Source organism: Actinoallomurus iriomotensis, from assembly GCF_030269445.1.
Classification (GTDB): Bacteria; Actinomycetota; Actinomycetes; order Streptosporangiales; family Streptosporangiaceae; genus Actinoallomurus; species Actinoallomurus iriomotensis.
The window spans coordinates 274,337-287,929 of record NZ_BSTJ01000004.1; the positions used below are offsets into that span (position 1 = coordinate 274,337).

Genomic DNA, 13,593 nt, shown 5'->3' on the forward strand with positions numbered 1-13,593 from the left:
CCGGACAGCTCATAGGGCGTTACTTCGCGCTATTGACACCTCACGCATCCATTTTCAGGAATTCCAGCAGTTCACCGATGATCTGTTCGTGAGCGTCCTCCTGAAGGTAATGGCCGGCGTTTTCAAGACGCAGAACGCCGGCGTCCGGGAAGGTGTCCAGCCACATCGACTGGAGAACCTCTGGGCCGAAGGACGGATCGCGCATCGCCCACACGATCCGTATGGGCCGGTCCCGGAAGTGTCGTTTCAGGTCCGCCTCCAGTTCTCCGGCGAACGCCGCCCACGGCTGCTCTGCCGGGGTGATCGGAATGGCGCGCGGAAAAGCCAGCACGCCGGTCCGGCTGGACCATGTCGGATGGGGTGCCAGATAGGCCCTTCTGACCGCGGGCGTCAGCCGCGAATGGTCGACCACCCCGGCCCTGAAGAGGAAGGCCCGGTGGAACATGTTCAACCCCTTGACCATCACCGCACCGATGCCGGGAAGTCGGAAGAGATGGAGCGCGGCGGGCACTTTGAATCTCTCCCTCGGGACGTGCGCCGCCGTGTTGAGGATGAACAGTCCGCGTACGCGGTCCGGGTGGGCGACCGCCCAGGCCAGCCCGATGGGACCGCCCCAGTCGTGAGGAACGATGGTGGTCCGGCACAGATCGAGCGACTCCAGCAGAGCGTCCATGCGGCGTACGTGCTCGGCGATCCGGTAACTCTCGCGCCGGGACGGCTTGTCCGAGCGCCCGAACCCGAGATGATCGGGCACGATGACGCGATGGCCGGCGGAGGCCAGCGGACCGATGAAGTCGCGGTAGAGGAAGCCCCAGGTCGGGTTGCCGTGCAACAGCACCACCGGCCGCCCGTCGCGCGGGCCCTCGTCCACGTAGTGCATACGCCCATCGGCCGTGTCGAACCAGCGCGGCTCGTACGGCCACAGACCACCGAAGGTCCAGTCCGTGCTCATCTCGCGTTCTCCCGGTATCTCGGCCGGCTTTTCTCCGTACGAGCGAGTTCGAGCAGCTCGTCGACCGACCACTGGTCATAGCCGTGCTCGCCGTACTTGCATGCCACAACGTGACCGTCGGCGGCGATGAGGAAATCAGCCGGAAGGCCGATACTGCCCCCTTCCGGATTCAGGGAGGGGGCCGCCTGCCGTCTGCGGATGATCTTCCACAGGTCGTGTGAGAATCCGCGAACAAGCGGCATCCAGGCCCGCGGGTCGAGCAGCGCCCGAGGCGCCGACTCCACGCCGAATTCGACGTACAACCGCTTGTCCGGGTCGGCGATGACGGCGAACGGCAGCTCGGCAGCGTGAACGAGGAGGTCCTCGGCGGTCGAGTGGAACACCACGATCTCGCTGATCTCCGCCGCGGCGATCTCGTCGTGCCGCTGCGCTATGGACCGCATGTGCAGGTTGCAAACGGGACAGCCGGCGAAACGCCGGAACTGCAGGTGAACGAGCCGTCCGGCGTCGGGAACGCCGATTCTCTCACCCGTTATGGTGACGAGCTCGTGTGCGGCGATGAGACTGCCGGTCGTGATTCTTCCTTCTCCAGCGCGTTCAGACATCCCGCGCTCCTTTCTGATGTGGGAGTCGACGCCGCCCGGTCACTGGGAGGGTCTCGTAGCCACGGAGGACGAGCCGGTCGCGGCGGGTGCGTGCCGGGGCGGGTGCCGCGGACAGTGTCGGAAAGCGGGCCAGGAGCCGGTGGAAGGCGACGGATGCTTCAAGCCGGGCCAGGCTGTTGCCGATGCAGATGTGCGGGCCGGCGCCGAAACTGAGGGGTTTGATGTCGGAGCGGGCGGGATCGAAGCGGTCGGGATCGCGGTAGCGGTGGGGATCGCGGTTGGCGGCACCGATCAGGAGGATCACGTCGCTGCCTTCGGGAATGGGGATGCCTTCGACGACCAGCCCACTGGCGCGTGCCAGGCGGGTGGTCACCTGCACCGGGGAGTCGTAGCGCAGTACTTCCTCCACGAACGCGGATATCGCGATCTCCTCGGAGCGCAGTGCCGCGGAGACGCCGGGGTGGTCGAACAGGATCGCCAGACCGTTGCCGAGGAGATTGGTGGTGGTCTCGAAGCCTGCGACGAGGAGCAGGATGAGGTTGGCGAGCAGTTCCTCATCGGACAGACGGCCGTCATCCGCGTCTCGGACCGCGACCAGGACGCTGACGAGGTCGTCGCCTGGCGCCGCGCGGCGTTCATCGATCAGGTGGGTGAAGTACCCGCCCAGCTCACGTGCGGCGGCATCGGCCGGCCCCGGGGCCACGGTGGTGCCCGACAGTTCCAACGCCTCGGTCAGATCGGTGGCCAGCGGACGAAAACGGTGCCGGTCGGCTCGGGGGACGCCGAGCAGTTCACAGATCACCGTGACCGGCAGCGGGAAGGCGAACTCGTTCATGAAGTCGGCCGGCCGACCGTCTGCTCCGGCCTCGCCGAGCCGGTCGAGCAGATCGTCCACCGCGTCCTCGATCGCCGGTCGCATGGAGATGATCCGGCGGGGGGTGAACACCTGGGAGATCAAGGAACGCATACGCTCATGGTCGGGCGGATTGGCCCGCAGGATCGACCGGCTCATCGAGCGCAACGCGTCATCACCCGCGGTATCGGTCTCTTCCCGCCGGCGCGGTGCCGTGTCGGGCAACCCGAACCCTGGATCGCGCAGCACCTGGTTGACCGCCGCGTAACCGCAGACCAGGAACAGGCCGTCGGCGATGGCCGAGACCGGTCCCATCCGGTGCGCCTCCGCGTAGAGCGGGAAAGGATCGGTACGTCCCGCGGGCGCCAGGAGGGCCTCCATGATCGTCCCCGCGTCCTTGTCCCCTATTCCGTGGCACGGCGTGACAGGCATCAGGCGGGCAGATTCCGGACTCGTCCGAAGGCGCGGCCGAGCAGCACGTATCCGTACGCGTAGGGTGCGGCGCCGGCGATCTCGAAGACCGACGTGACCATCGAATGCGGTCCGAAGCCGAACAGCGCCGCGGTGCCGCCGATCGCGTACACCACGCCACCGAATCCCAGCAGTAGGCCGGCCCACCGCCGTCCGTACCGGTTGAGCAGCAGGGCGAGCATCACGTATCCCACCGGGAAGAGGACGTTCGCCGCCACCACGATGATGCCGCCCTCGATGTCCAGGTCCTTGGAGGTGTGCACGAGATCGGGCGCGTACCTGGCGGTCACCGGATTGTGGCCGCCGTCGAAGACGATGAGGCCGAACCAGAGGATGGTGCCGATCAGAGCCGTGTACAGCGCCGGAAGCCCGCGCGGACCGAACCCGCGAAGGCCCAGAGCCAGGACACCGGCCAGGCAGATCGCCTGCACCAGCAGGCTGATGGCCTCCATGGAATGGGTGAACGCGTACCACTCGGCATGTGCCGCGATGTCGTGGCCGTCGCGCGCCGGGTGCAGGATGACGGTGAGCAGGAACAGCGGCCCCCCGATCATCGCGGTGAGCTTCACCATCATCCGTACATACCGGGTGTCGTCCTCGGCGTCGCGTCGGTCAACGGGGCCGTGGGGAGTCATCATTCCGGCTTCGCGTTGCGCCGGGTGGTGGGCATCCATCGGTGTTCTCCTCATCGGTTGTTCGAGTGGTGCGGTGCGGGCCCGACGCGCGGCATCAGTGGGCGTGTGGTGTCGCGCTGGCGGGCGCGACGCCTGGGGGCATGACGAATACGCTCAGCGCGGCGGCGACCAGGGCCGCGACGGCGCCGACCGCGAAGGCCAGGGTGACGCCGGTCGCGCTGACCTCGCCGGCCACGCCGCCGGCGGCGACGGTGGACAGGACGGCGACCCCGAGCGTGCCGCCGAGTTCGTGGGAGGTGTTCACGATCCCCGAGCGCGTTCCCGCCTCGCCCGGGGCGACGGCGGTCAGCGCCGCGGTGACCGCCGTGACCAGTGCGGCGCCGACACCGATCGCCGCCACGCTGAGCCCCGCGACGAGCCAGGCGGGACCGCCGGCGCCGGCCGCCAGCCCGTAACCCGCCGCGGTGACGGTCAACGAGCCGGTGGCGAGTACGCGTCCGTCGAATCTCGTGACGGCCCGGCTACCGGCGTGGGCCCCGATGACGGTGCCGAGCGCGATCGGCAGGAAGGCCAGGCCGGTCCCCGCGGCGCTGTGGCCATGAAGACGCTGGAGGTAGAACGACCCGAGGAAGAACGCGCTCACCATCAGGCCGGTGGCGACCGACATCAGCAACGTCCCGGCCACGACCGGGCGACGGGTCAGCACCCGCAACGGGATCAGCGGTGCGGCGGCCACGCGCTCGACCACCACGAACACTCCGCAGAGCAGGACCGCCGCGGCCAACGGCGCGAGCGTCGACACCACGAGCCAGCCGTGTCCGCCGGCGTTGATCAGCCCGTACATGGCGGCGCCGGTGGCGAGCGTGACCGAGAGCGCACCGGCGACATCCGCCGGAGCGGTTCCGGATCCGTGTCGCCGCCCGGCGGGAATCGCCATGGGCAGCAGCACCAGGACGATCAGCCCGGCCGGTACGTTGATGAAGAACACCCACCGCCAGCCCGGACCAGAGGTCAGCAGGCCACCGAGGATCACACCCAGGGCCGAACCGGCGCCGCCGATCCCCGCCCACACGCCCAGCGCTCGGGCCCGGTCCTTGCCGGCGAAGGTCGTCGTGACCACCGACAGCGCCGCCGGCGACATCGACGCCGCGCCGACGCCCTGCGCCGCACGACCGGCCAGCAGCATCGCCGCGTCCACTGCCAGTCCGCTGACCAGCGACGCCGTGACGAAGATCGCCAGACCGCCGAGCAGCAGCCGGCGAGCACCGAACAGGTCGGCGGCCCGGCCGCCGAGCAGCATGAGGCCACCGAACGCCAGCGTGTAGGCCGTCAGCACCCATGGCACGGCTCCCCGGTGCAGCGGCAGGTCGGCGCTGATGTCGGGCAACGCGACGTTCACGACGGTCACGTCGAGAACGAGCATGAACTGCGCGGCGCCCAACAGCCCCAGCAGACCCCACCGGTGCGGGCCGGTCGACCCGTGCTCCCGGTCAGCGGTGACCGGCGACGGTGACGTAGGCGCCATGACCTGCTCCTTCTGATGTCAACAGCCCGATGCACGATCGACTCGGACCGATCAACCTGAACATGCGTGTTCGAGTTGCAAGCTAACACACTAAGCTGAACACTGATGTTCAAGTTATTGGGCGGAGCTCACCGACGCCGTCGCCGGGAAGGACGCGCGACAACCTGAACTACACTGTTCGAGTTACTCGGAGACATCAGCTCATGCGGCACAGGAGTAGGGATGGCAGCCACACCGCGCGGCGCCGGCGGCAGGTCGTCCGCGCAACGCGCGGCGACGCCGCTCACGGAACGACGGGCCGACGCCCGGCGCAACATCATGGCCATCCTGGACGCGGCCCAGTCGTGCCTGGCCCGGGACACCGACGCCAGCGTCGCCGACATCGCCAAGGCGGCCGGTGTCGGCCGGGTCACGCTCTACGGGCACTTCAGCACCCGGGCGGACCTCGTCGACGCCGTACTCACGCGCACCGTCGAACAGGCCGACGTGGCGCTCGACGCCACCGACACCACCGGTGACCCACGCCAGGCGCTGACGCGACTCGTCGGCGCCTCGTGGCAGATCGTCCATCAGTTCCGGTCCGTGCTTCAGGCCGCCCAACGCGAACTGCCCGCGGAACGGATCCGTGCCGTCCACGACCGGATCCTGCGACGGGTCCAGACGATCGTCGACCGCGGCCGACGCGTCGGCGTCTTTCGCGACGACCTGCCCGAGAGATGGCTCGTCACCACGGTGTTCAGCCTGATGCACGCGGCAGCCGAAGACACCGCCGCGGGCAGGCTGGACGCCGAGGACGCCGCGCGGATCATCTCGGCGACGCTGCTCGCGGCCCTCGCCCCGCCCGTCGCCGACGTACCCACGGCGACTCCGTGATCGCCGGCCTCGTCGCGCACCGCCACGGCGCCGTCACCGTTGAGGAGGTTGGGCCCGATGCCCGATCCGCGCCGGCTGGCCGACCACTGGCTTCAGCGCTGCTACGGCTTTCCACTGCGGCTGGCCGGCTCCGGCCCGGTGGCCGAGACGTCCCAGGCGTGGTTGTTCAGCGTCGCCCAGTTGCCGGTGCCCGGAGCCCCGCCGGTGACCTCACCGGCGCCGATGCTGACGGCCCTGGTCTGTGTGCCGAAGAACGGCGCGCCGCCCTTCCACCCGGCCACCGACGACCCGTGGGCGGACCTGGCCGACTTCGACCGCGATCCGCGTCCCCGCGACCCCGTCGTACAGGCGCGCCGCACCAACGCCCGCGGCTGCGTCCTCGCGGCGCACGCGGCGATCTCCGGCGCCCCGGCTCCGGCACCGGCGCCGCCCTGGCGGCCGGAGCACGAATCGGCCGGCTGGTGGAATGAGTTCATCCGGGCTCACTTCCCGACCGCCGAAGTGGGACCGTGCGCGGACTGGGACACGGTCATCAGAGCGGTCGGCGAGCCCGGCCCGGACACCAGGGGCGTGGTGTGGCTCCGCCGGGAGCTGAACGGAGCCGAGGCGACCGGCCACCTGCTCTACGCGCACAACGACAACGGCCGGGTGGTGCTGCTCGACCCGCAGGCCCGGCGGCTCGCCCGGCTGGAGACCACGAACGTACGGCAGCTGGTGCTGGCCCGGATCGGTCCCTGAGAGGGCCGGGTCACCGCGGCGCCGGAGACGCGCGCGGGTAGGTCCAGTGCAGTCCGTCCGACGTGCTGACCAGGCCGTCCGGTAACAGGGGCGTCGCCTCCGCGCCCAGCAGGATCTCCGCCTGCAGGTTCGCGCTCTCGGCCATCGCGTTCGCCACCACGGGCTTGGCGTGCAGCTCGCCGGATGACGTGCCGCTTCTGTCGGCGGCCTCCGCCAGGGCCTCGGCCCCGCCGACGAGCTCGTCGGCGACCGACTCGGGAGTGCCCCCGATCACGTCGCCGGAGGCCAGTCCCCCGACGAGCTCGACGAACGCCTCCACTTCCGGCAGCGGAGTGAGGTGATCTCACCAAGATCATGTTGGCAGCCCGTTCCGGGAGAACGGTCGAGTAGGCGACCCGAAGAGTTACGTCATTCTGGACGGCAAGCTGTTCGCCAGCGACCGGCCGGGCGAGCAGACCACCAGCGTCAAAGGCAGGCTGATCGACGCGTGGTACTCCACCGCCGTCCGTGGCCGGCGTCGCCCTGCATCTGGAACTGAGCGGAACCGGATCGCGCGCCGGGCTCATGGACGCGTTGCGGGAGGCACGTGCGCACCGGGCGGCTCGTGTCGGGCATCCGGCCGCCCTCGGCCCGATCCCTTGCCGCTGATCTAGGCATAGCCCGTAACACCGTGGCCGACACCTACGCAGAACCGGTCGCCGAGGGCGACTCACCGCACAGCAGGGGTCCGGGAGCCGGGTGGCCAGGCGGGCCGATCCGCGCAGAGCTGCGCCCGCTCCTCCTCGCACAATAGACGTGAACGAAGCCCCACGCCCGCCGGCGCGGACCCGGCGAGCGGGTCAACGTCGAGCTGAAGAACTGGAAGATCCTGCGCAAGATCCGCTCCAGCCCCGACAACGCCGACAAGCTCATCGCCGCAGTCCAGACCCTCATGATCGCCAGCGCATGATCAGGTTGGCAAAGGCTCACTGAGATCACCTCAACTACTGGCGAGTATGACGCGCCGCACCTTCCCGCGTTGCCGCCCCGCCGTCACGACACCAGTCGTTCGAGCTCCCCGACCAACGCCGCCGGGGACAGTTGGCCGTGGGCCTCCTCCCGCAGCTTGGCCGCCGCGTCGCGGTAGGCCGGTTCGGCCAGGAGCCGCGTGACACTCTCCCGAAGCAGGTCCGCGCGCAGGTCGGTCAGGACCTCGCCCGCTCCGGTCCCCGCGTACGCCCGGCCGCACAGCACCTCGTCGGGCAGCTGGGGCACCACGAGCTGGGGCACGCCCCGGTCGATGGCCGTGAGCACGGACCCGGAGCCCCCCTGGTTCACGATCGCGTCGCAGCTCGGCAGGAGAAGGTGCAGCGGCAGCGAGGTGACCAGCCGGACGCCGGGCGGCGCCGGTTCGATGCGCCGGATGTCCTGCTCTGTCATCAGCATGACGATCTCCGCGTCCACGGCGGACAGGGCCTCGGCGACGTCGCCGGCGAGGAGGTTCGCCCCGCGGGTGACCGCGGCCGTACCCCAGGTGACGCAGACGCGACGCCCGCCGGCCGGCTCCAGCAGCCACGGGCTCACGATCTCCGGCCCGCCGTTGTACGGGACGAACCGGGCGGCCAGGCGCCGGTCGGAGGAGGGCAGCCGCATCGAGACCGGCGTGTTGTCCACCGTCACGGTGCCGTGCGTGTCCACGGACGGCAGGCCGAGGCGGCCGGCGACGGAGGCCAGCAGCGCCGGGGTGTACTCATCCAGCAGGCCCGGGCTGTCGAGGCCGAGGGGCACCCGGACCGACGGCACGCCGAGCACCGCGGCCGCCAGCGGCCCGGCGTAGCTCGTGGCCTCGTGGACGACCAGGTCCGGACGCCAGGCCCGGCCGAAGGCGATGACGTCGTCGACCATGTCATCGGCCCTGATGGCGAAGCCGTTCAACGCGTCCAGCGTCTTCGCGCGCCAGCCACCGCGCCAGTCGTCGTCGGCCAGGTCGCGCGACGGCGTCGCCGGCAACTCGTCGAGGAACGGCTTCTCCGTCCGCCGCCGTCGCAGCTCGTCACGGTCCAGGTCCGCGCCCGCGGCCACGAAGACACCGCCGGCCGCGGTGACCACGTCACGCAGGGACGGCTGTGTGGCGACCCGCACCTCGTGGCCGGCCGCACGGAGCGCCCAGCAGAGCGGGGCGAGGTGGTAGTAGTGCGTCCGGTAGGCCCACAGCACGAAGAGCACTCGCATGGTTCGCCTCTCTCTGAGGACGTCTCACCCTGGACTGGCGTTCTGGCGGTTCGTCAGCCGATCCATTCCCGCAGGTGGTCGGGGAGTTGATCGGCGTCGAGCGTTCGCAGCGCGCGGCGGAGGTACCGCTGGGCCGTCTCGAACGTGCGGGGATGCACCACCCGGAGGGGGAAGCCCGGCCGGGCCGCCGAGCGCAGCCGGGCGAGGAGCGACGGGTCCGCCGACCGGTCCGCGAAGACCAGGGCGTTCTGGGCGTACCAGGGCTCGACCCGCTCGTCCTCCCAGACGCGGGGCCGGACGACGTCGAACAGCTCGAAGCCGTGCGCGTCGAAGGCCGCGCGCCAGTGGTCCGGCCAGCGCTCGTTCACGTGACCGATCCCGCCCTGACCGGGAATCGCCGCCGAGAACACCACGACGGGGGCGGAGGAGGTGAGAGCGGCGACGACCTCCTGACCCGCCCGTTCGGGCAGGTGCTCGGCGACCTCCAGGCAGACGGCGAGGTCGTGACGGCCCTCCAGCGGGCCGAGGGCCGTCAGGTCCACCCTCTCGAAGTCCCCGGCCGGGATCTCGAGCTGGTCGGGAGCCACCCAGGGCCCGTCGATCCCGCGCACGTGAGCGGCTCCGGCACGCCGGAACTCCGCGAGCCAGGTGCCCGTGCCGCAGCCGATGTCGAGCACGGACGCCGGTGACAGCAGGTCCATGAGAAAGGGGACCACCGCCTGCGCGGAACTCCGGGTGCCCTCCCCCAGCCCCTCGAAGAACCCGTGGTCGTACGCCTCCGTGGCGGGGGAATCGGTCCTGGTCTTCTCGGTCGGCACGTTCGTCTCCTTCATGACCCGCCGCTGACGTGGATCACGCTGCCGGTGATGTTCCCGTTCGCGGCGGACGCGAGGAACACGATGGCGGCCGCGACCTCCCGCGGCGTCGAGATGCGCACGTGCGGGGAGAGTCCCGCCATCTGCTCGCGGATCTCCTCCGGCGGCATCCCCTCGATCCGGCGGCGCAGGTCCTCCGGCGCCCAGCGCAGGTAGCCCTCGGTCACCGTCGGCCCCGGAGCGACGACGTTGCTGAGGATCCCGTGGCCCAGGGCCTCCGTGGCCAGGGTCCGGCTGAGGCCGTGCAGAGCCATCTTGCTCGCGACGTAGGCCTCGTCCCCGGTACGCCCGCGGCCGACGATGGCCGCCGACAGGAACACGAACCGGCCCCAGCCGCGCTCCTTCATCGACGGCAGCACCGCCTGCGCGGTGGCGAACGCGCCTTCCACCTCGGCGCGGACCTGCGGCCGCCACGTCTCGATGGAGAGTTCCTCGAACGGGACGGGGGCCAGGCTCGGACCGCCGGCCGGCGACGCGCTGTGGACGAGCACGTCGACTCCGCCCCACTCCTGAGTGATCGTCTCGACCGCGGCCCGGATCGCGGCCGGATCGGTGAGCTCGTACGGCACGACCAGCGCCTTGCCGCCGTTCTGCTCGACCTGATCGGCCACCTTCCGGGCAGCGTCCGGATTGCGGCGATAGGCGATCGCCACACGGGCGTTCTCCTCGGCGAAGACGTGGGCCACCGGCCCGCCGATGCCGCCGCTGCCGCCGGTGATCAGAACGACTCTGTCGGCCAGCCCCAGATCCATGCGGTTCCTCCCCTCGACGGCAGCACTCTGCCCGCAGGCGCTGGTGATCCGCTGGAGCCGCCGGTCGGCGCCCCTCCAGCCTGGTTCGAGAGCCGTACGAGGCGGTGCGGTCACGCTGCTCGCGGCGCGGGACACGCGGGCGAACTCATCGCCGTTTCGCCCGACATCGAGCTGAAGGAGATGGCGAGCACATGACGAATGACCGATCGCGGCGTTCTCCGGCGGACACGGTTCGCGAGCTCACGGAGGCCATGAAGGCCAGCAGCATCGTCCTCGCGCTGGTCCGGGTCGGAGTCGCCGACGCGGTGGACGACGAGCCGGTCACGGCGGCGGCGCTGGCCGAGAAGGTCGGCGCCGACGCGGACGCGCTGTTCCGGCTGCTTCGCGCGTCGTCGTCCCTCGGGCTCTTCGAGCACGTCGGGGGCGGAAAGTTCGTGCACACGCCGATGTCGCGGGCCATGCGCCAGGACGCCCCCGGCAACCTCAGCAGCCTCCTGAGCACATCGATGGACTGGGGCTGGACGCTGTGGGGACTCCTCGGCGACAACGTCATGACCGGCCGGTGCGCCTTCGAGTCCCACTTCGGCATGGACCTGTTCTCCTACTTCGACCAGCACCCCGAGGTCCAGAGCCTGTGTTACGGCGGCGTGACGACATGGGCGCAGATGTTCCACGCCCGGATCGCCGAGACCATGGACCTGGGTGACGCGCACGTGATCGCCGACGTGGGCGGCGGCAACGGCGCCCTGCTCCGGACGGTCCTCGAGCGCAACCCGCACCTGTCCGGCATCCTCTTCGAGACCCCCATCACGCTGCGTACGGTCGTGCCCGAACTCGCCGACGGACCGCTGGCCGACCGGTGCTCGCTGGTCGCCGGCGACTTCCAGCAGGCCGTCACCTGCGCCGCGGACGTCTACACGATCAAGATGGCGCTGCACATGTGGAGTGACGACGTCTGCGTCAGCGTGCTCCGCAACTGCGTCGAGGCGGCTCGCCCGGGTGCGCGCGTCATCGTCCTCGAACGCCTCATGACGGACCAGCCGACTCCGGAAGTGGCGTACATGGACCTGCACATGATGCTGGTCTCCGGCGGCCGCGAACGCACACGGGAGGAGTGGGCCGCGCTGTTCGAGCGCTCCGGCCTCCGGCTCTCCGCGGTCACCGACACCTCGACGCCGTTCTGGATGATCGAGGGCGTCGTCGTCGGCTGAGCGCGCGACCACCACCCTCACCTCCCGCATAGGGAAACCCGGCCCGTCGCCGCACCGATCGGCGACGGGTCTTTCTCGTTACCTCGCCGACTAGTCGTTCATTACTAGTCGGCGGCGACTAGATTGCTCTAGGCTAGGCGAAGGCGCTAGCCACCGCCGACATGCATACGAAGAGAGCAGGAGCCCACCAATGCCGCGAGTCAAAGGGAATCCCTGGGTCACGCTCGTGATCCTGTGCCTGGGGTTCTTCATGACACTCCTGGACACCACGATCGTGAACATCGCGCTGCCGAGCATGTCCCATGACCTGGGAGCCAACCTCGACGACCTGATCTGGGTCATCAGCGTCTACGTCTTCGGCCTCGGCGTTCTGATCATCACGGCCGGGGGTCTGGGCGCCATCGTGGGGCCGCGCAACGTCTTCATCGCCGGCCTGGTGCTGTTCACCGCGGCGTCGGCGGCCTGCGGCGCGTCCCAGAGTCCGGGGCAGCTCATCGCGGCGCGCGCCGTCCAGGGCGTCGGGGCCGCGTTAATGACGCCGCAGACGCTCACGCTCCTCATGGCGATCTTCCCACCCGACAAGCGAGCGGTTCCGAGCGTCATCTGGGGGTTCGCCGCCGGCGTGGCCGGCGTGGCCGGGCCGACCGTCGGCGGCCTGCTCGTGACCCACTGGAGCTGGCGCTGGATCTTCTACGTGAACGTGCCCGTCGGGGTGATCACCCTGATCGCGGCGATCCTGCTCATTCCCGACCTGCGCGTGGGTCAGCGGCGGCGGCTCGATCTCCTCGGTGTCGCGCTGGTCAGCCTGGCCCTGTTCGCGATCACCTTCGCCCTGGTGGAGGGCGAGCACTACGACTGGGGGACGGTCCGGTCCTTCGTGACGATCCCGGGGCTGATCGTCACGGGCGTCGTCCTCCTGGGCCTCTTCATCGTCAGCCAGGCGTACCGCAAGGACCCGCTGATGCCGCTGGAGCTGTTCCGCAACCGAGACTTCTCGATCATGAGTTTCGTCGGGCTGGTGCTGTCGTTCACGCTCGTCGCCGCCGCCTTCGGCCTCACGATCTACCTGCAGAGCATGCTCGGGCTGTCGGCGCTCTCGGCCGGCCTCACCATCGCGCCGTCGTCGCTCGCCATCATGGCCGGCTTCGGGATCGTCGGCGCCCTCGGCAAGTGGGTGAAGGAGAAGCAGCTCGTCATCGGCGGGTTCGTGCTCAACGCCATCGCCATCGCGGACATCGCCCACGTCACGCGGATCCACGCCTCCCGGTGGGACTTCCTCCCCGGCCTCATCATGCTCGGGCTCGCCCAGGCGGCGATCTTCAGCCCGCTGGTGACCGTCGCGGTGCGCGACGTGCCCACCCGCCTCAGCGCGGCCGCCTCCGGCGCCTTCAACGCGATCCGCCAGATCGGCTTCCTCCTCGCGGCGGCCGCCGTGGGCGCCCTGCTGGAACGGAAGATGGCCGGGGCACTGCACCATGAGGCGGTGGCGCAGGCGACCCGGCTGCCGGCCGACGCCCGTGCCCCGTTCGTCTCCGCGTTCGACGAGCTGGCGCGCAGCGGCCTCCAGGTCGGTTCCGGCTCGGCCGGCACGCAGCTGCGGTTCCCGGCCGGCATCGCGCCGGCCACGTTGCAGCAGATGCAGAACCTCAGCGGCACGGTGGTCGCGCACGCGTTCATCGACGCCCTGCGCTTCACCCTGTACCTGGTGATCGGCGCGTGCCTGCTGGCCGGCGTCGTCTGCATCGCGATCAAGAAACACCACGCGGAGGCCCAGGGCGACGAGGACCGGAGCCAGCTCGACCCGATCACGTTCTGACCTCGGAGGCGGCCCGTCGCGCCCGGCGTGCGCACGCCCGCCGGGCCGGCGCGGCCGCCGCACCGCCCACCGGCGA

At 70.3% G+C, this 13,593-nt stretch carries 13 protein-coding genes; 4 read left to right on the top strand and 9 right to left on the bottom strand.

From position 1 onward, the window contains the following. Positions 1-40 precede the first annotated feature (40 nt). Genes QSK37_RS18585 through QSK37_RS18605 form a run of 5 tightly spaced genes read right to left on the bottom strand, consistent with a single transcriptional unit; the run spans position 41 to position 5,041 of the window. Positions 41-952, bottom strand: coding sequence for an alpha/beta fold hydrolase (locus QSK37_RS18585; protein WP_285622557.1), 912 nt, complete (start codon positions 950-952; stop codon positions 41-43). Further along, positions 949-1,557: a peroxiredoxin-like family protein gene (locus tag QSK37_RS18590; protein ID WP_285622560.1), complete on the bottom strand. Its 609-nt coding sequence runs from the start codon at positions 1,555-1,557 to the stop codon at positions 949-951. The genes QSK37_RS18585 and QSK37_RS18590 overlap by 4 nt, the downstream gene beginning before the upstream one ends. Continuing rightward, positions 1,550-2,791, bottom strand: coding sequence for a cytochrome P450 (locus QSK37_RS18595; RefSeq protein WP_285622563.1), 1,242 nt, complete (start codon positions 2,789-2,791; stop codon positions 1,550-1,552). Before QSK37_RS18595 ends, QSK37_RS18590 begins: the two co-directional genes overlap by 8 nt. Positions 2,792-2,841: 50 nt before the next feature. After that, positions 2,842-3,555: a hypothetical protein gene (locus QSK37_RS18600; protein WP_285622565.1), complete on the bottom strand. Its 714-nt coding sequence runs from the start codon at positions 3,553-3,555 to the stop codon at positions 2,842-2,844. 55 nt (positions 3,556-3,610) lie between these two features. Then, complete coding sequence (locus QSK37_RS18605; RefSeq protein ID WP_285622568.1) at positions 3,611-5,041, bottom strand: MFS transporter; 1,431 nt, start codon at positions 5,039-5,041, stop codon at positions 3,611-3,613. Between the two features lie 222 nt (positions 5,042-5,263). Here QSK37_RS18605 and QSK37_RS18610 point away from each other — a divergent pair, with 222 nt between their 5' ends. After that, the gene (locus tag QSK37_RS18610; protein ID WP_285622570.1) at positions 5,264-5,914 is read left to right on the top strand and encodes a TetR/AcrR family transcriptional regulator; all 651 of its coding nucleotides are present in this window, start codon (positions 5,264-5,266) and stop codon (positions 5,912-5,914) included. Positions 5,915-5,971: 57 nt separating this feature from the next. Next, positions 5,972-6,652 (top strand): toxin glutamine deamidase domain-containing protein, encoded by a 681-nt coding sequence (locus tag QSK37_RS18615; RefSeq protein WP_285622574.1) that lies wholly within the window; start codon positions 5,972-5,974, stop codon positions 6,650-6,652. A gap of 10 nt (positions 6,653-6,662) precedes the next feature. Here QSK37_RS18615 and QSK37_RS18620 read toward each other — a convergent pair whose 3' ends face one another. The 4 genes from QSK37_RS18620 to QSK37_RS18635 all read right to left on the bottom strand — a co-directional run bounded on the left by QSK37_RS18620 (position 6,663) and on the right by QSK37_RS18635 (position 10,490). Continuing rightward, positions 6,663-6,971, bottom strand: coding sequence for a hypothetical protein (locus tag QSK37_RS18620; RefSeq protein ID WP_285622576.1), 309 nt, complete (start codon positions 6,969-6,971; stop codon positions 6,663-6,665). 713 nt (positions 6,972-7,684) lie between these two features. Beyond that, positions 7,685-8,863: a nucleotide disphospho-sugar-binding domain-containing protein gene (locus tag QSK37_RS18625; RefSeq protein ID WP_285622579.1), complete on the bottom strand. Its 1,179-nt coding sequence runs from the start codon at positions 8,861-8,863 to the stop codon at positions 7,685-7,687. 53 nt (positions 8,864-8,916) lie between these two features. Continuing rightward, complete coding sequence (locus QSK37_RS18630; RefSeq protein ID WP_285622582.1) at positions 8,917-9,681, bottom strand: class I SAM-dependent methyltransferase; 765 nt, start codon at positions 9,679-9,681, stop codon at positions 8,917-8,919. An 11-nt stretch (positions 9,682-9,692) separates the two neighbouring features. After that, positions 9,693-10,490 carry an SDR family NAD(P)-dependent oxidoreductase gene (locus QSK37_RS18635; protein ID WP_285622587.1) on the bottom strand — a complete coding sequence of 266 codons (798 nt, stop codon included), beginning with the start codon at positions 10,488-10,490 and terminating at the stop codon, positions 9,693-9,695. 191 nt (positions 10,491-10,681) lie between these two features. On the opposite strand from QSK37_RS18635, the gene QSK37_RS18640 reads away from it, so the two are divergent. After that, the gene (locus QSK37_RS18640) at positions 10,682-11,701 is read left to right on the top strand and encodes a methyltransferase (RefSeq protein ID WP_285622590.1); all 1,020 of its coding nucleotides are present in this window, start codon (positions 10,682-10,684) and stop codon (positions 11,699-11,701) included. A 190-nt stretch (positions 11,702-11,891) separates the two neighbouring features. After that, on the top strand, positions 11,892-13,517 hold the full coding sequence (locus QSK37_RS18645) for a DHA2 family efflux MFS transporter permease subunit (protein ID WP_285622592.1): 1,626 nt from the start codon (positions 11,892-11,894) through the stop codon (positions 13,515-13,517). Positions 13,518-13,593: the final 76 nt, after the last annotated feature.

Excerpts from the sequence above, each read along its gene's own strand:
- QSK37_RS18625 (WP_285622579.1), bottom strand. The coding sequence starts at position 8,863 with ATGCGAGTGCTCTTCGTGCTGTGGGCCTACCGGACGCACTACTACCAC.
- QSK37_RS18615 (WP_285622574.1), top strand. The coding sequence starts at position 5,972 with ATGCCCGATCCGCGCCGGCTGGCCGACCACTGGCTTCAGCGCTGCTAC.
- QSK37_RS18605 (WP_285622568.1), bottom strand. The coding sequence starts at position 5,041 with ATGGCGCCTACGTCACCGTCGCCGGTCACCGCTGACCGGGAGCACGGG.
- QSK37_RS18590 (WP_285622560.1), bottom strand. The coding sequence starts at position 1,557 with ATGTCTGAACGCGCTGGAGAAGGAAGAATCACGACCGGCAGTCTCATC.
- QSK37_RS18635 (WP_285622587.1), bottom strand. The coding sequence starts at position 10,490 with ATGGATCTGGGGCTGGCCGACAGAGTCGTTCTGATCACCGGCGGCAGC.
- QSK37_RS18585 (WP_285622557.1), bottom strand. The coding sequence starts at position 952 with ATGAGCACGGACTGGACCTTCGGTGGTCTGTGGCCGTACGAGCCGCGC.
- QSK37_RS18645 (WP_285622592.1), top strand. The coding sequence starts at position 11,892 with ATGCCGCGAGTCAAAGGGAATCCCTGGGTCACGCTCGTGATCCTGTGC.
- QSK37_RS18610 (WP_285622570.1), top strand. The coding sequence starts at position 5,264 with ATGGCAGCCACACCGCGCGGCGCCGGCGGCAGGTCGTCCGCGCAACGC.
- QSK37_RS18640 (WP_285622590.1), top strand. The coding sequence starts at position 10,682 with ATGACGAATGACCGATCGCGGCGTTCTCCGGCGGACACGGTTCGCGAG.
- QSK37_RS18600 (WP_285622565.1), bottom strand. The coding sequence starts at position 3,555 with ATGGATGCCCACCACCCGGCGCAACGCGAAGCCGGAATGATGACTCCC.
- QSK37_RS18595 (WP_285622563.1), bottom strand. The coding sequence starts at position 2,791 with ATGGAGGCCCTCCTGGCGCCCGCGGGACGTACCGATCCTTTCCCGCTC.